The sequence below is a fragment of the Flavobacterium sp. N2820 genome (genome assembly GCF_025947285.1).
Classification (GTDB): Bacteria; Bacteroidota; Bacteroidia; order Flavobacteriales; family Flavobacteriaceae; genus Flavobacterium.
Map to the genome: position 1 here is coordinate 499,871 of NZ_CP110008.1, position 18,728 is coordinate 518,598.

Annotated in this window: 10 protein-coding genes; 8 read left to right on the forward strand and 2 right to left on the reverse strand. The window is 33.3% G+C overall.

All coding sequences use genetic code 11. From position 1 onward, the window contains the following. The first annotated feature begins 21 nt into the window (after nt 1–21). The 8 genes from recN (at nt 22) to OLM52_RS02415 (ending at nt 16,958) form a co-directional block, all read left to right on the forward strand. A complete protein-coding gene (gene recN, locus OLM52_RS02380; protein WP_264549549.1) occupies nt 22–1,674 on the forward strand; it encodes a DNA repair protein RecN in 1,653 nt (550 codons plus the stop codon). Between the two features lie 61 nt (nt 1,675–1,735). Then, nucleotides 1,736–2,926 carry an enoyl-ACP reductase FabV gene (gene fabV, locus OLM52_RS02385; protein ID WP_264549550.1) on the forward strand — a complete coding sequence of 397 codons (1,191 nt, stop codon included), beginning with the start codon at nt 1,736–1,738 and terminating at the stop codon, nt 2,924–2,926. Nucleotides 2,927–3,089: 163 nt separating this feature from the next. After that, a complete protein-coding gene (locus tag OLM52_RS02390; protein ID WP_264549551.1) occupies nt 3,090–7,907 on the forward strand; it encodes a fibronectin type III domain-containing protein in 4,818 nt (1,605 codons plus the stop codon). Between the two features lie 160 nt (nt 7,908–8,067). Then, a complete protein-coding gene (locus OLM52_RS02395) occupies nt 8,068–12,915 on the forward strand; it encodes a fibronectin type III domain-containing protein (RefSeq protein ID WP_264549552.1) in 4,848 nt (1,615 codons plus the stop codon). Nucleotides 12,916–12,996: 81 nt separating this feature from the next. Beyond that, nucleotides 12,997–13,995 (forward strand): glycosyltransferase, encoded by a 999-nt coding sequence (locus tag OLM52_RS02400; RefSeq protein WP_264549553.1) that lies wholly within the window; start codon nt 12,997–12,999, stop codon nt 13,993–13,995. 3 nt (nt 13,996–13,998) lie between these two features. Next, a complete protein-coding gene (gene coaE / locus OLM52_RS02405) occupies nt 13,999–14,586 on the forward strand; it encodes a dephospho-CoA kinase (protein ID WP_264549554.1) in 588 nt (195 codons plus the stop codon). A 71-nt stretch (nt 14,587–14,657) separates the two neighbouring features. Further along, nucleotides 14,658–16,241 (forward strand): sensor histidine kinase, encoded by a 1,584-nt coding sequence (locus tag OLM52_RS02410; protein WP_264549555.1) that lies wholly within the window; start codon nt 14,658–14,660, stop codon nt 16,239–16,241. An 18-nt stretch (nt 16,242–16,259) separates the two neighbouring features. Next, a complete protein-coding gene (locus OLM52_RS02415) occupies nt 16,260–16,958 on the forward strand; it encodes a response regulator transcription factor (RefSeq protein WP_262317607.1) in 699 nt (232 codons plus the stop codon). A gap of 86 nt (nt 16,959–17,044) precedes the next feature. Here OLM52_RS02415 and OLM52_RS02420 read toward each other — a convergent pair whose 3' ends face one another. Together OLM52_RS02420 and miaA are read right to left on the reverse strand one after the other, a co-directional pair. Continuing rightward, a complete protein-coding gene (locus tag OLM52_RS02420) occupies nt 17,045–17,770 on the reverse strand; it encodes an acyl-[acyl-carrier-protein] thioesterase (RefSeq protein WP_264549556.1) in 726 nt (241 codons plus the stop codon). Nucleotides 17,771–17,800: 30 nt separating this feature from the next. Continuing rightward, nucleotides 17,801–18,727 (reverse strand): tRNA (adenosine(37)-N6)-dimethylallyltransferase MiaA, encoded by a 927-nt coding sequence (miaA, locus tag OLM52_RS02425; protein WP_264549557.1) that lies wholly within the window; start codon nt 18,725–18,727, stop codon nt 17,801–17,803. Nucleotide 18,728: the final 1 nt, after the last annotated feature.

Here is an 18,728-nt window from a genome sequence, read left to right on the forward strand (position 1 = left end):
CGTTTTATTCAAAAAAAAAATATGCTACTTTCACTTTCAATAAAAAATTATGCGTTAATTGAATCGCTTGAAACTGATTTTTCCAATCAGTTTTCTGTTATTACTGGAGAAACAGGAGCTGGAAAATCAATACTTTTAGGTGCTTTAGGGTTAGTTTTAGGAAATAGAGCCGATTTAACTTCTTTAAAAGATAAAGAACAAAAATGTATTATTGAAGCTGTTTTTTTGATTTCTAACTACAACTTAAAACCCTTTTTTGAAGAAAATGACTTGGATTATGAGGCTAAAACTATCATTAGAAGAGAAATTTTGCCTTCTGGAAAATCGAGAGCCTTTATTAATGATAGCCCAGTAAATCTCCAAGAACTTCAAGCATTAAGTTCTTTTTTGTTGGATATACATTCTCAACAACAAACTCGTGAATTGACCGAAGAAGCCTACCAATTGGAAATTTTGGATGCGGTGGCAAATAATCAGGAGACTATTTCTAATTACCAAAAAATACTTACTTCTTTAAAAGCAAAACAAAAAGAAGTAAAGCAAATGATTGCCGAAAAAGAAACTTTAGAGAAAGAGCACGAATATCATTCTTTTTTATTGAACGAACTTTTAGCCGCTAATTTAACCGATGGTGAACAAGAATCATTAGAGCAAGAATTAGAGCAATTAAGCAATGTGGAATTGATTAAAGAAAATTTTGAACGCATTTTAGTTATTGCAAATGAGGAACAAGTGGGCGCATTGGTAAATCTTAAAGAAATTAAATTAGCGCTTCAAAAGCTTTCTGTTTTTTCTCCAAGTTATACAAATCTTCATGAGCGTTTGGTAAGTAGTTTGTTAGAATTAGAAGATGTTTTTAACGAATGCGAGCTAAATAACGAAAAAATAATTGCCGATCCTGAACGATTAGAATTGGTCAATACAAAATTGCAAACCATATATAATCTACAGAAAAAGCATCAAGTAGATTCGATAGAAAAATTGTTGGTGATTCAAAATGAATTAGATAGCAAAGTAATGAAAGTAGATGATTTGGAAATTGCTATTTTAAAAACACAAAAAGAGCTTCAAGAAATTACCAATGAAATAGATTCTATTGCAACAATAATTTCTAAAAACAGAAAAAATGCAATTCCAAATTTAGTAGAAAAAATCAAATATATTCTTTCTCAATTAGGTATGGCAGAAGCTAATTTTCAGTTTGAAATTACAACTACAGCCTCTTATCTTTCAAATGGAAAAGATGAAGTGAGTTTGCTTTTTTCGGCAAATAAAGGAACTAGTTTCGGATTGCTTAAAAAAGTAGCTTCTGGAGGAGAAATGTCGCGAATTATGTTAGCAATTAAAGCTATTTTGGCTAATTATTCAAAGCTGCCAACCATTATTTTTGACGAAATTGACACAGGTGTTTCTGGAGAAATTGCTATAAAAATGGGTGAAATCATGAAAGAAATGAGTAAAACCATGCAAGTATTTGCAATTACACATTTACCACAAATTGCAGCTAAAGGAAATTCGCATTATAAAGTGGTAAAAAGAAGTCAAGGTGAAACTACAATTTCAGAATTACTACTGTTATCGCCTGAAGACAGAATTCAACAAATTGCAGAAATGCTTTCTGGAAAAGACATTTCTGAATCTGCCTTACAACATGCAAAAGCTTTGCTGAATTAAAATTTTAGCCTACTTTTGTTATTCAAATAGAATAATTACAAACCAATATAAAATTTACAAGATGATTATAGAACCAAGAATGAGAGGATTTATTTGTTTGACAGCTCACCCAAAAGGTTGCGAACAAAATGTAAAAAATCAAATTGCTTATGTACAATCAAAAGGAAAAATTAATGGACCAAAAAGAGTTCTTGTAATTGGAGCTTCAACAGGTTTTGGTTTAGCTTCAAGAATTACATCTGCTTTTGGTTCTGATGCATCAACAATAGGTGTATTTTTTGAAAAAGAACCATCAGAAGGAAAAACAGCTTCTCCAGGCTGGTACAATTCTGCAGCATTTGAAATGGAAGCTCAAAAGGCGGGTTTGTATGCAAAAAGCATTAATGGAGACGCATTTTCAAACGAAGTAAAGCAACAAACAATTGATATGATTAAGGCTGATTTAGGTCAGATTGATTTAATTATTTATAGTTTAGCTTCTCCGGTACGTCAACATCCTGTTACAGGTGTTTTACATCGTTCAACTTTAAAGCCTATTGGTTCAACTTTTACCAATAAAACAGTTGATTTTCATACCGGAAATGTAACACAAGTTTCTATCGAGCCAGCTAATCAAGAAGACATTGATAACACAGTAGTTGTTATGGGAGGTGAAGATTGGTCAATGTGGATTGATGCATTAAAAGAAGCTGGTGTTTTAGCCGATGGATTAACCACTATTGCCTATTCATATATTGGGCCAGAAGTAACTGAAGCTGTTTACAGAAAAGGAACTATTGGAAGAGCAAAAGATCATTTAGAAGCGACGGCTTTTGAAATCACAGATAAATTAAAGGATATCAATGGAAAAGGTTATGTTTCTGTTAATAAAGCATTAGTAACACAAGCAAGTTCAGCAATTCCAGTAATTCCTTTATATATATCTTTATTGTATAAAATTATGAAGGCTGAAGGAATTCATGAGGGTTGTATCGAGCAAATTCAAAGATTATATGCAGATCGATTATATACTGGTAATGAAGTGCCAACAGATGAAAAAGGAAGAATTCGTATTGATGATTGGGAAATGCGTGCAGATGTACAAGAAAAAATAGCAAAACTTTGGTTAGAATCAACAACAGAATCTTTAGTAGAATTAGGAGATTTAGCAGGATATAAGCAAGATTTCTTAAATTTATTTGGCTTTGGTTTTGAAGGTGTTGATTACCTTGCAGATACAAATGAAATGGTAAAAGTGCCAAGTATAAAATAATCACAATTTTAATAAATTTGTTATGAAATCCTGACTAGTTCAGGATTTTTTTGTTTTTCATCGTTTTTTTTTGCATTTTAACGATAGTGAAATAAATATTAATTTTTGATATAATATTAATTAATATATTAGCATTTGCTTAACAATTAATTAATTATTATTTATGAAAAAAATTACTTTATGGTTGTTTGCCCTCTTTACGTGTTGGCAAATAAATGCCCAAGTAAGTTCATATGGTTTTAGTCAATCGACCGGAACCTATAATGAAATTACTGGCGGTACAGTTCTTGGAATTGCAACTAATGATGACACTTCGTTTCCTGCGAATCCAATCGGATTTAGTTTTTATTACAATGGTGCAAATTACACTCAATTTAGTGTGAATTCTAATGGTTTTTTAGCACTTGGAGCTACTGTTGCAAGTTCATACACTGCATTAACAGATGGAACTTCAAATAATGTTGTAGCTGCATTAAATGGCGATTTGCAAGGTAATGCAACTACTGGAGAATTAAGTTACCAATTATCAGGAACTGCTCCAAATCAAGTTTTAACTGTTCAATGGAAAAGTTATAGACATTACAATGCAACTGGAGATAACTATAATTTCCAAATTAAACTGCATGAAACTACTAATTTAATTGAAGTAGTTTATGGAACTTTTGCTCAAAATGCAACAGATAGAACTAGACAAGTTGGTTTGAGAGGCGCTTCTAATGCAGATTTTAATAATAGAACTACAACTGCTGATTGGTCAGCGACTACAGCTGGTGGAACAAACGCTGCAAATTGTGCTTTAACAGCAACAGTTATTCCAGCTTCTGGTTTAACTTTTACATGGACACCACCAAGTTGTGCTGCGCCAGGAGGATTTGTTGCTTCTGCAATAACACCTACATCAGCAACAATTTCTTGGAATGCTGCGGTTCCAGTTCCTTCAACTGGATATGAATATTACTATTCTAGTGTAAATACAGCACCAACAGGAGCTGGAACACCAATTGCTGCATTAACGGATAACCTTACTAGTTTAAGTGTTAATACACCATATTATGTTTGGTTACGTTCAGATTGTGGTGGAGGAACTTTTAGTGCATGGTCAGGACCATTTACTTTTCAAACACCATGTAATCCATACTCAGTTCCTTATTTTGAAGGTTTTGAATCTGGATATGTTCACAACGCAACAGTTGGTGGATGTTTAACTCAAGCTACAGTAACAGGTACTCAAGTTTGGACAGCAAATAGTACTTTTACAGATTACAATAGAACACCAAGAACTGGATCTTATAATGCTTTTTTAAGATACGGTAATGAAGATTGGTTATTTATTCCTATAGATTTAGTAGCAGGAACTAGCTACAGAGTCTCTCTTTATGCTCGTCAAGATGGTGCAACAGCAGCAAATTCAAATATGGCAATTAGTTATGGTGTTGCAAACAATGCAGCTGCTATGACTAATTCAATTGTTGCTGCTACAGGAATAATTAATGGTAATTATCAAGAAATTGTTGGAGATTTTATTCCAGCTACTTCAGGTACTTATTATGTGGGGATTAAAGGATTTATGAATGGTACTCCTTGGTATATTTCTCTAGATGATATTTCTATTGCTTTATCACCTACTTGTTTAAACCCAACAACATTAGCGGCGTCGAATATTACTTCTTCTTCTGTTAATTTGTCTTGGGTTGATATTACAGGATCTCAAACAAATTTCGAATATGTAATTCAAGCTCCAGGTACAGGTATTCCTACAGGAGCAGGTACAGCTGTAACGGGTACTTCGGTTACTGGTGCAACTTTAGATATTAATGCTGCTCCTCTTGCTGCAAACACAACTTATGAGGTTTATGTGAGAGCTGATTGCGGAGGTGGAGATTTTAGTACTTGGTCTGGACCAATTACTTTTAAAACATTATGTAATGCAGTTGTAGCTCCTTGGACTTATGATGTAGAATCTGCTGCAGCAACAACGAATTCTTCTATTTCTGATTGTTGGTCATCAATTCCTACTGCTAATAATGGTGCATTTAGATGGGATGTAGATGCTGCAGGTGGAACACCTTCAAATTTTTCTACAGGACCAGCTGGTGCTTACTCAGGTGTGAAATATTTTTACACAGAAGCTTCAAGTGGAGCAACAGGAGCTGTTGCAGAATTATATACTCCTTTAGTAAATATTAGTGCTTTAACAGAGCCTACATTACAATTTTACTACCATATGCGTGGTATAAATATGGGTGAGCTTCACGTTGATGTTTACAATGGTACTGCATGGGTTAATGATGTTGATGTGATTATTGGTCAACAACAGGCTGCTGCTACTGATCCATGGTTACAAAAAGTGGTTGATTTATCTGCTTACACTGGAACAATTCAAGTTCGTTTCAGAGGAATTAGAGGCGCTGGTTTCGAGAGTGATATGTCAATTGATGATATTACTTTTGATGAAGCTCCTGCTTGTTTACCAGTTAATAATTTGACACTTTCTAACATTACTTCTGGTTCAGTTCAAGTTGACTGGTCGGATATGTCAGCTGTAGGTCAGTTTGATTTTGAATATGCTATCCAAGTTCAAGGAACAGGAACTCCAACTGGAGCAGGTGTTGCTGTTGCAGATATTACTGTGGTTGATACTAATGATATTACTGCTACTCCATTAGCACCAAATTCTCCTTACGAAGTTTATGTAAGAGCAGATTGTGGTGGTGGTTTATATAGTGATTGGGTTGGTCCAGTTAACTTTACAACTGAATGTGCAACATATGCAGCACCATATTTAGAATTGTTTAATACATTTTTACCAGCTTGTTGGCAAGCAGCAGATAACGGTAATTTAGTTGCTGGTCCTGCTACATTTGGAGCATCTGGTTGGTTTGCTGATGGTTTTGGAAATGTTGGATTTACAGGTGCTATTAACTATAATATTTGGTTAGCACAAGCTAATGATTGGGTTATTTCACCTACTATTAATATACCAGCTTCAGGTTATGAATTAAAATTTGATGCAGCTGCTACACAATATGGTGGAACTAACGCTCCAACTACTGCGTGGGAGGCTGATGATTTTGTTGAAGTATTAGTATCTACAGCTGGTTATACAAACTGGACTGTTTTATATACATATAATAATACAAATGTACCAGCTCCAACAGGAACAACTAACATTATTGACTTAGATGCTTTTGCTGGTCAGGATGTTCGTTTTGCTTATAGAGCTGTTGAAGGTGCTACTGATGGTGGTGCTGACTTACAGTTTTTTGTTGATAATTTTGAAGTAAGATTAACACCTTCTTTACCTCCTTCATGTGCATCTAACGTAGTCGCTACTCCTGATGCTGCTTGTGGGAATTTTGCAAACTCAATTACTTGGGACGCTACAGTTGGTGCTGATGGATATTATTTAACAATAGGTACATCAACTGGTGCTTCAGACGTTTTAAATAATGCTGACTTAGGTAATGTATTGAATTATTCTTTCGTAGGAACAATTGGTACTACTTATTACTATACGTTATTACCTTATAATGGGGTAGGACCTGCAACAAGTTGTACAGAAATGAGTTTTGTTACCAATTCAAACGGTTGTTACTGTGTTTCTGCACCAACATCTGTTGATGGAACGGGTATTACAAATGTTCAAATTGTTGCAACTGATTTCCCAAATACTGTAGCAACTGCTCCTGTATATAACGATCATACTGCAACAGTTGTAGCTATGTCACAAGGAATTAGTAATAATGTTCAGATTGCTTTTAACACATCAGTTTTTGATTATAACACTGTGATTTGGATTGATTTTAATGATGATTTTAACTTTGCACCATCTGAAATAGTATACACTGGTTTATCTAGTGCAACTAGTCCAAATACTTTAAATGCCTCTTTTGTTATGCCTGGTACTGCACCGTTAGGTCAACACAGAATGAGAATTGTAGCTACTGATGGTTTACAAACACCTTCAAACCCATGTTATTCTGCATCTTACGGTGAAACAGCAGATTTTACTATTAATATAGTTGCTGCTTCTTGTGCTCCTGCTGCAATTGCTTCATCTACAGTAACTCCAGATTGTGCAAATGCGCAATTCTCTGTTGCTATTGATGTAACTGCTTTAGGTAGTGGTACACCATCTATCACAGATGGAACAACAACTTGGCCTATAGCTGCAGTTGGTGTTGTAAATGTTGGTCCATTTGCTGATGGATCTTCAGTATCTTTAACAGTGTTACACGGTTCAGATGTTACATGTAATTTACCTTTAGGGTCTTTCACATATACTTGTCCAGCTGTAAATGATGATTTATGTAATGCGCTTCCTATAACAGTTAATGCTACTTCTACAGGAACACAATATAATAATGTTGGTGCTACAGGACAAACTAGTGAGCCTTCAGCTGCTTGTTTTAGTCAAGGGATTAATGGTTCAGTATGGTTTAGTTTTGTTGCTCCTGCTTCTGGTGAAGTTATTATTACAACTGATATCGCCGGTGCTACTGCAACAGATACTGAAATTGCTGTTTATGCTGCAACTGGGGTAACATGTTCAGATATGACTACACTTGGAGCTGCATTAGGTTGTGACCAAGATAGTGGAACTACAATTAATTATAATTCAGTATTAAATTTACCTGGTTTAACAGCTGGTAATACTTATTACATTCAAGTTGATGATTATGGTTTTGGAACAAGTCAAGGTTCTTTTGGTTTACAAGTTACAGAAGTTTTAAGTTCTGATAATTTTGATGCTAATAACTTTGTTGCGTATCCAAACCCAGTGAAAGATATTTTCAATATATCTTACTCATCTGAAATTTCTTCTGTTAGAATAATTAATTTATTAGGACAAGAAGTTATCTCAACTGAAGTAAATGCAACTTCAACACAAATTGATATGTCTCAATTAAGTTCTGGTGCTTACATTGTTAATGTAACAGTAGGAGATACTATTAAAACAATTAAAGTTGTTAAGCAATAATTAGATTTTTAAATCTTTTATAATTAAAAGTCCCGATTTATCGGGACTTTTTTGTTTTATTATAACATTGTAAATTAAATATGTTATATATTGATTTATATTGTTTTTATGTGTGTAAATATTATTAATTTCACAAAATTATTTATTAAAGAACAATATCATGAAAAAAATTACGTATCTATTATTTGTTTTCTTTTTGAGTTGGCAGGTCAATGCTCAGCTCTTTCAAGTTGCTACATGTAATGGAACCATAGCTAGTAATGTTTATGGCCCCATGAATAGTACTACAAATGCTAGTGCAACAAACCGAACGGCGGTTATTTATCCTGCTTCTCAATTAGTGGGAATTGCTGGTCAAGAGCTTACAGATGTCTATTTTAAAAGACTTACAGCTGCTGGAGCAATAGGAGGAACGCCTAACTTCAAAGTGTATTTAAAAGAAACAACTGCAACAGATTTCGGTGCTGGAGCTATAGATTGGGCTACAGAAATTGCGACTGCTACATTGGTCTATGATGCTGATCCAGCTGCAAGTGCTGGAACAACTGCTGGTTGGAAAAATTTTGCATTTAGTACTAACTTTACTTACAGCGGAACAAATAATTTAGCTGTATACATGGAATATGTAAATACAGGAAATGCCACCACTATTGGTTGGGAATATGAGTATAGCGCTCCATGTATTAATACAGGAAATAATAATACTACCAAGTATGTTAATAATACAACTGGGACTCTTGGAACATCTCTTGCTACTTCAAATTATAGAAGACCTTGGATAGCATTTGACTTTACAGTATTATGTCCAGCACCAACAAATTTAACTGCAACAAATGTAACTTCGTCTTCAGTTGATTTATCATGGACTACAGGAGCATCTGAAACAGAATGGCAATATGTAATTCAGCCTCAAGGTACTGGTTTACCTACTGGTTCTGGAACATCAACCACTTCAAATTCTTTTACAAATTCAACTTTATCACCTGCAACAAGTTATGAAGTTTATGTTAGGTCATATTGTAATGTTACAGACCAAAGTGTTTGGGTAGGACCAATAAATTTCACTACTTTATGTGCACCTTTAACGGTTCCTTCTTTAGAGCCGTTTGATACTTTTTTACCAAACTGTTGGGATGAAGCAGATAACGGAGATTTAGTTGCTGGTCCAGCAACTTTTGGTGCTGGAGTTTGGGCTGTAGATGGTTTTGCGAATAACGGCACTACAGGTGCGATTAAAGTACTTTTGTCTGTAGCAGCAGATAATGATTGGGTAGTATCACCACAATATGTTATTCCTACAACAGGTTATCAATTAAAATTTGATGCAGCGGCTACGCAATCGGGAGCAACAACAGCACCAACATCGCCTTGGGAATCAGATGATTTTGTTGAGGTTTTGGTTTCAACAACAGGTTCTACAAATTGGACAGTGTTGGATACATATAATGATACTAATGTTCCTTCAAATATGGGGGATGTAAATTTTATTAATTTAGATGCTTATGCAGGACAAACTGTTAGATTTGCATTTAGAGCAGTAGAAGGACCAAATGATGGTGCAGCTGCAATTGAATTTTTTGTTGATAATTTTGAGATTAGATTGACTCCTGCTTGTTTAGAAGTTTCTTCTTTAGCAGTGAATAATATTACTTCAGCTTCAGCTGATTTATCATGGTTAGAAAATGGAACCGCTACACTTTGGAATATTGAATACGGAGTGACTGGTTTTACCTTGGGAACAGGAACTCAAGTTTTAGGAGTAAATACTAATCCTTATTCATTAGGTGGTTTAGCTCCTATTACTACATATGATTTTTATGTTCAAGTAGATTGTGGAGGTTTAGGTACTAGTGTATGGGTTGGTCCATTATCTTTTACTACATTGTGCGCACCAGTTGTTGCACCTTGGACATATGATGTTGAAACAGCAGCAGCTACAACGAATTCTACTATTGATGATTGTTGGGATTCGAATCCAACAGGAACTACAGCTGCATTTAGATGGAATGTTGATGACAACGGTGGAACTCCTTCTACTGCAACTACAGGACCTTCTGGAGCTTTTTCTGGAGTTAAATATTTTTACACCGAGGGGACAAGTGGAACCACAGGAGCTGAAGCAGAATTATATACACCATTAGTTAATATTAACGCCTTAGCAACTCCATCACTTCAATATTATTATCATATGTTTGGTAGTAATATTGGTGAACTACATGTTGATATTTTTGATGGAACAACTTGGACAAATAGCGTTGATGTTATCGTTGGTCAACAACAAACTGCAGGAAGTGATCCATGGGTTTTAAAAGTAGTTAGTTTAGCTACTTATTCAGGAACTATTCAAGTTAGATTCAGAGCAATTAGAGGTGCTGGAGGAAATTGTGATATTTCATTAGATAATATCGCTTTTGTTGAAGCACCCGCTTGTTTACCACCATCAAATATTGTAGCTAGTAATGTTACAGATACATCGGTTCAATTGGATTGGAGTGATATGTCAGCAGATGGACAATTTGATTTTGAATATGTAATTCAGCCTCAAGGAACTGGAACACCAACAAGTGCAGGGATACAAGTTGCAGACATTACAGTTATAGATAATTCATTGACATCAGTAACAGCTTATGAGGCTTATGTAAGATCTGATTGTGGTGGTGGATTGTTTAGTGCTTGGGTAGGGCCAATAAATTTCACAACAACATGTTCAGTATTTACAGTACCTTCTTTAGAACAATTTACTACTTATGTTCCTAACTGTTGGGAAGAAGCTGATAATGGTGATTTAATTGCTGGACCAGCTACATTTGGTGCTAGTTCATGGATTGCTGATGGTTTTGGTAATGTTGGAACGTCTGGTTCTGCTAGAATTGAAATATGGACAGCTACTTTAAACGATTGGATTATATCGCCTTTATATGCAATTCCTGCAACAGGATTTGAATTGAAATTTGATGCAGCTGTTACTCAGTGGAATACAACTGCTCCATCTACAAATCCATGGGAAGCTGATGATGTAGTGGAAGTTTTAGTTTCAAATGGAACTACCAACTGGACTGTATTATATACTTATAACAATACAAATGTACCGTCAACAACTGGTACACCAAATATTATTGATTTAGATGCTTATGCAGGACAAAATGTTCGTTTTGCTTTCAGAGCATTAGAAGGGGCAGTAAATGGGACTACGGATCTTAATTTTTATGTTGATAATTTTGAAATTAGACCAACGCCAGCTTGTCCAGAAGTTACAACTCTAGCTGTTGCAAACATTACTTCTTCTTCAGCTAATTTATCATGGGTTGAAAATGGAACTGCTACACTTTGGAATATCGAATATGGTGCACCTGGTTTTACATTAGGAACAGGTATGCAACAATTAGGAGTTACTACAAATCCGTACACTTTAGGAGGATTAACTTCAAACACAACTTATGAATTTTATGTACAAGTAGATTGTGGAGGTTTAGGTACTAGTGTATGGGTTGGTCCATTATCTTTTACAACTTCTTGTTCTAATTTCATTGCGCCTTGGACATATGATGTTGAAACAGCTGCTTTAACTACCAATTCAACAATTGGTGATTGCTGGACTTCTAATCCAACTGCAACTACAGCTGCTTATAGATGGGATGTGGATGGTGCAGGTTCAACACCTTCTACAAATACAGGTCCTTCTGGAGCAAATAGTGGAGTTAAATATTTTTATACAGAAGCTAGTTCTGGGACTACAGGTGCTATTGCATATTTAACACCAGGTACTGTAGATGTAACCGCTTTAACTACACCATATTTAGAATTTTATTACCACATGTATGGAGCAACTATGGGATCTTTAGAAGTTGAAGTTTTTGATGGTACAACTTGGACAAGTATTTGGTCAATTTCTGGACAACAACAAACAGCAACAACCGATCCTTGGGTTAGTGTAGGTATTGATGCATCTGCATATGCAGTTGCTGATTTATTGACATTCAGATTTAAAGCAACTAGAGGAACTGATTTTTATGGAGATATTAGTTTAGATGATATTTCTGTTATTGAAGCTCCATTATGTATTACACCTAATGCTTCAGTAGCTAACATTACTGTGAACTCAGCTGATTTATCTTGGACAACTACTACAGGAAATTATGAATATGTTTTAGATAACAATTCAGCTGACCCTGTTGGAAATGGAACGGTAATTAGTGCACAAACATTTAATGCAACCCCATTAACTCCTAACACGCAATATTATTTCCATGTTAGAACAGATTGTGGTGCTAGTTTATACAGTGAGTGGACAACTGTTTCATTTACCACTTTACCTGTGCCACCAGCAAATGATAACTTATGTAATGCAATTCCATTAATAGTTGATGCGGTTTCAACTGGTACAGCTTTTACTAATTTAGCAGCTACTGGTGAAACTAATGAGCCGGTTCCTGCATGTTTTAACACAGGAATCAACGGTTCAGTTTGGTTTAGTTTTGTAGCACCAGCTTCTGGTCAAGTTATTATAACTACCGATATCGCAGGAGCTACATTAATTGATACTGAAATTGCTCTTTATGCTGCAACGGGTGTTACTTGTTCAGATTTAACTACTTTAGGTACAGCACTTGCTTGTGACCAAGATGGCGGAACAACAATTAATTTTAACTCTGTTATCAATCAAGCTGGTTTAACACCTGGAAACACTTACTATATTCAGGTTGACCGATGGGGAACTGCTACAAACGGAGATTTTGGAATTGAAGTACAACAAGTATTAAGTTCTGATAATTTTGATAAGAATAGCTTTGTTGCTTATCCAAACCCAGTAAAAGATATTTTCAATGTGTCTTATTCTTCTGAAATTTCTTCTGTAAGAGTAATGAATTTATTAGGACAAGAAGTTATCTCAACTGCGGTAAACGCAACTTCAACTCAAATTGACATGTCTCAATTAAGTTCGGGTGCTTATATTGTTAATGTAACCGTTGGAGATACAATCAAAACAATTAAAGTTGTTAAGCAATAATTAGAGATAAAAATCTAATATATTAAAAAGTCCCGCTTTGGCGGGACTTTTGTTTTTTGCTATATTTGTAAAAATTAGAACATGTATTTTTCTTTTATCATTCCTGTATATAATCGACCTGACGAAATTGACGAACTATTAGAAAGTTTGTCAAAATTAAAGACTGAATTTATTTTTGAAGTAGTTGTGGTTGAAGATGGTTCAACTATTCCTTGTGAACACATAATTGAAAAATACAATTCAAAGCTTTCAATATCATATTATTTTAAAGCGAATTCAGGGCCAGGAGATTCTCGTAATTATGGAATGAGAGTTGCAAAAGGTGATTACTTCATTATTTTAGATTCTGATTGTATTATTCCAGAGGATTATTTACAACATATAACCACAAGTTTACAAAGAGATTATGTCGACTGTTTTGGTGGGCCGGATGCTGCATTAGATTCTTTTTCGGATGTTCAAAAAGCTATAAATTTTACTATGACGTCTTTTTTAACTACTGGCGGAATTAGAGGAGGAAGTGAAAAAGTTGATAAATTTCAACCAAGAAGTTTTAACATGGGATTGTCTAAAAAAGCATTTGAAGCATCAAATGGATTCGGAAATATTCATCCCGGTGAAGATCCAGATTTATCAATTAGATTATGGAATTTAGGCTTCCGAACCAAATTAATAAAAGAAGCTTTCGTATATCATAAAAGAAGAATTAGCTGGAAAAAATTCCAAATACAAGTTAATAAATTCGGAAAAGCAAGACCAATTCTGAATTCGTGGTATCCAGAATATTCAAAAATTACGTTTTGGTTTCCAAGCTTATTTTTATTAGGATTCATTGTTTCAGTTTTGTTGACCTTTGTAAAATTTCCTTATTTCTTGGGATTGTATGTGTTTTATTTTGCACTCTTATTTTGTTCATCTTTGTTTATGAACAAAAGTTTTAAAATTGCTACGTATTCAATGTATGCGGCAATCATTCAATTTTATGGCTATGGAAAAGGATTTTTACTTTCATTTTATAAAATTTTTGTTTTAAAACAAGAACCACAAAAGGCATTTCCAGAATTATTTTTTAAAAATTAAATAATGACAAGAATTATTGGTTTAACTGGCGGAATTGGCAGCGGAAAATCGACTGTAGCAACTTATATTGCTTCAAAAGGAATTCCAGTTTATATTGCTGATGAGGAAGCCAAGAAACTAATGAATTCTAAAAGAGTTTCTACAAAAATTCAAGCTATTTTTTTAGAAAATATTCTTGACGAGAATGGAAACTTAGATCGAAAAAAAATAGCAGCAATAGTTTTCAATTCTCCAGAAAAACTATCAGAACTAAACACAATTGTTCACCCTGAAGTCAAGAATCACTTTGCAAAATGGCTTAAAAAGCATAAAAATGCTCCTTTTGTTATCAAAGAGGTAGCAATTTTATTTGAAACAGGTGGCAATACAGCATGTGACAAGGTTATTTTAATAACAGCTCCACAAGAAATTCGTATTGAAAGAGCAATGAAACGAGACAATGTGGATAGAGAAAGCATTTTGAAACGCATTCAAAATCAATTACCCGAAGAAGAAAAAATCCAAAAAAGTGATTTTGTAGTATATAATATTGAACTACAAAATACGTTTAAAGAAGTAGACCAAATTCTTAAAATTTTATCAAAACCATAAAAAAAGGTTTTTATGTTAATCTTTGGTTAATGTATTTTAACAAGATATGTTAAAATGTTAAATTTGTCTCGATGAATAAATCAAGGTTTAGATTATTGGTCTTTTTAATGAGTTTGTCATTAATTGGAATTATTGTAGTTCAATTGTATTGGATAACAACTTCTTTGAATAAAAATGAAGAAGAATTCAAATATCATGTGCAGCAAGTACTTGGTAATGTGTCAAATGCAATAAAAGATAAAGAATTAGTCTCTTTTTATAAACAATATAATAAAATTAAAGATAGTATTGGAACCGTACCAAAAGAAGAAGATTTAAAAGAAATTTACTTCTATGAACGTGATACAAAAACCAATGAAACGATAATCTATTCTAATACACTTGTTGCCGAAAATTACGGAATTACAGGTTCGTTCTTTGATAAAAATGCAAATTCAGTCAATTTTGATAAAGTTATTTCTAAAAGAAAAACAGAAATATACAATGGAAACTCAATTAACGACGGAAGTTTTCAAATGAATTCACAGCCTAATATTACGATTAAAAAATCGGGAAGTTTGTCAAGCTTGGATAGAGCTAATTTTGAAGTTGCTTTTAAAGATATTGTTGCTCAAAAAGCCTTACAACAAAGAATTTCTAACGAAGAACTTGAGAAATTATTAAAAGCAGAGTTAAATAAATATGGTGTTAAAACGCCTTTTGAATTCGGAATTTATAGCAATGGTTTAGCGACAAAAATTCGTTCCGATAAATTTAAATACGACAAAAAAATAACTTACGGAATTCCAATTTTTCAAGATAACGAAGGATTGTCAAAATATCAGTTATTAGTAGGATTTCCACAAAAAAGCAAATTCGTTTTTTCGTCATTAATTGGAATCACAAGTTTGTCACTGTTGTTTACATTGGTTATTGTATTAACTTATTCAAGCGCATTAAATCAGTTGATTAAGCAAAAGCAAATTTCTGAAATTAAGACCGACTTTATCAATAACATGACACATGAGTTTAAAACACCTATTGCAACAATTAATTTAGCTTTAGATGCAATAAGAAACCCTAAAATTATTGATGATAAAGAAAAAGTACAACGTTATCTTCAAATGATTAAGGAGGAAAACAAACGAATGCATGCTCAGGTTGAAAATGTTCTTAGAATTTCAAAATTAGAAAAAAATGAATTAGATATTTCTAAAGAGCCAAGAGATGTTTCAGAAATTATCGAAGATGCAATTGATCATGTTAGCTTAATTGTGGAAGATAGAGAAGGTGTTATTCACCCACATTTTAATGCACAACGAAATACAATTTTATTAAATGAAGTACATTTCACAAATGTGTTAGTTAATGTACTGGATAATGCTATAAAATATTCGCCAAATGCACCCGTTATTGATGTGTTTACTGAAAATATTAAAGATTTTATCTTGATAAAAATTCAAGATCAAGGTGCAGGAATGAGCAAAGTAGCTCAAAAAAGAGTGTTCGAAAAATTTTATAGAGAACACACAGGTGATTTACATAATGTAAAAGGTCACGGACTTGGTTTAGCCTATGTAAAACAAATTGTAGAAGACCACAACGGACAAATTTATGTAGAAAGCGAAAAAGGAAAGGGTAGTACCTTTATTATAAAAATGCCATTAATAAATTAAAAGATACATACAATTACTATGGAAGGAAAAAAAATATTACTAGTAGAAGATGATCCAAATTTTGGAGCCGTTTTAAAAGATTATTTAATGATCAATGATTTCGACGTTACGTTAGCAAAAAACGGAATGGAAGGATTTGAAAAATTTAAAAAAGACACTTATGATTTGTGCATCTTAGATGTAATGATGCCTTACAAAGATGGCTACACATTAGCTAGAGAAATTCGTGAGAAAAATCAAGAAGTGCCAATCATCTTTTTAACTGCAAAAACATTAAAAGAAGATGTTTTAAAAGGCTATAAAGTTGGAGCAGATGATTATTTAAACAAACCTTTTGATTCAGAAGTGTTGTTAGTCAAAATCAAAGCAATTATTCAACGTAAAGCTTCAGAAGTAAAACCTGATACCAATCAGTTTGAGTTTACAATTGGTAAGTTTCATTTGAATTCAAAACTACGTTTCTTAACTTTTCCAGGTCAAGAACCAATTAAATTGTCACCAAAAGAGTGTGAATTATTAAAAATGTTAGCACTTTTTGAAAACGATTTAATGCCAAGAGAATTAGCCTTGACAAAAATTTGGAGAGACGATAACTACTTTACATCAAGAAGTATGGACGTGTACATCGCTAAATTGAGAAAATTCTTAAAATTAGATGAAAACGTAGAAATCTTAAACGTTCACGGTGAAGGTTTTAGATTACTTATCAAACAATAAGTATATATTTTTAATTCCGATTTTGTTTCGGAATCAAATATAATTGAAGAAAAACGCTGTCAAAAAATAAATTTTGACAGCGTTTTTTATAGAATCAAATCTAAAGCAAAACAAATTTTGTCTTCTTTAGCAATGGTATAAGTCGTTTCGCAATTAGAAATTACAACATCATCATTCAAATTTAATTCTTTCAAAAAATTCATTTCAAAACCTTTTATTTTTTGTCTCAAAATCATTTTTGGATCTATCGTATTTAAACACCATTCCAAATATTTTACATTATTGGCATGGTTCACAATATCAATATCTGATAATTGCACTTTGTAATTATTCATAGCTTTAAAATCAATATTCAAATTAATTTTTTGAACTTCTTTCTCGGTAGCATTATGTTCTGGAAATTTTGTAAAATGTTCGTGTTGCAAAGCCAAATTTTCCGGTCTTCGAGTTTGTGTATTCATAGCAACCCAATAGGTTTCACAACCTGCTAATTTTTCATTACCATGATACAACTCTAAACAACGAGTCGAACGCGAATTTTCTAACGATTTTATCCATGTTTTTACAGTAACTTTCTCTTTCCATTTGGGTAAATTTATGATTTCTAAACGCATTTTACTCATTACCCAAGCCTGATGATGTTCTTGCATGTCGCTAAAACTAATTCCACCTAAATCAGCATGAATTCCAGCTGTGATTTGAAAAATATTGCACAAATCGGTATATTTCAACAAACCATTTGGATAGCATTGCAGAAAGTTGATTTCGTATTCTTGTTCTAAAATTGAAGTAAAATTGGGTGAAATGGGCATAAAAAAGAGTTATGAATTATGAATTATGAATTATGAATTATGAATTTTTGATTTTATAGCGCTGATAATCTCTTCTCTATCGGTTAAATAATCAAACCAACTCACATTTTCAGTTCGCTTAAACCAAGTAATTTGGCGTTTTGCAAATCGTCTGGTGTTCATTTTGATTTGTTCAATAGCGAATTCTAAAGTGATTTTTCCATCAAAATAATCAAACAATTCTCTATAACCAACGGTTTGTAAGGCATTTAAATTTTTGTTTGGATAAAGTGATTGCGCTTCGGCTAAAAGTCCTTCATTTAGCATGATATCAACACGTTGATTGATTCTGTCATACATTACGTCTCTATCTGCGTCTAAACCTATGACAATAGGAGTGAAGTTTCTAACATTTTTGCGCTTTCCTATAAAACTTGAATAGGGTTTTCCTGTTCCCAAACAAACTTCAACAAACCGTTTCATTCGTTGTGGATTTTGTAGTGTTTGTGGATTTTCAACTGAAAGTTTTGTGTAATATTCCGAATCTAATTCTTGCAATTGTTGTTGTAAATATTCGATTCCTAAACTATCAAATTTCGAATTAATAGTTTCTCTAACTGAATCATCAATATCTGGAAAATCATCAAATCCTTTTAAAACCGCATCGACATATAATCCTGAACCGCCAACCATAATTTGAATGTTATTTTTCTGAAATAATTCGTCCAATTTAGCTAAAGCTTCTTGCTCAAAATCACCTACAGAATAGGATTCAAAAATCGACTTATTTTGGATAAAATGATGTGTTGCAGCAACTAATTCATCATCATTAGGAACAGCAGTACCAATTTTCATTTCCTTAAAAAACTGACGACTATCGCACGAAATAATAGCACAACCAAAATGTTGCGCCAAAGAAATACTTAGCGCTGTTTTCCCAATGGCTGTTGGCCCGATAATAGTAATTAGGTAATTCATT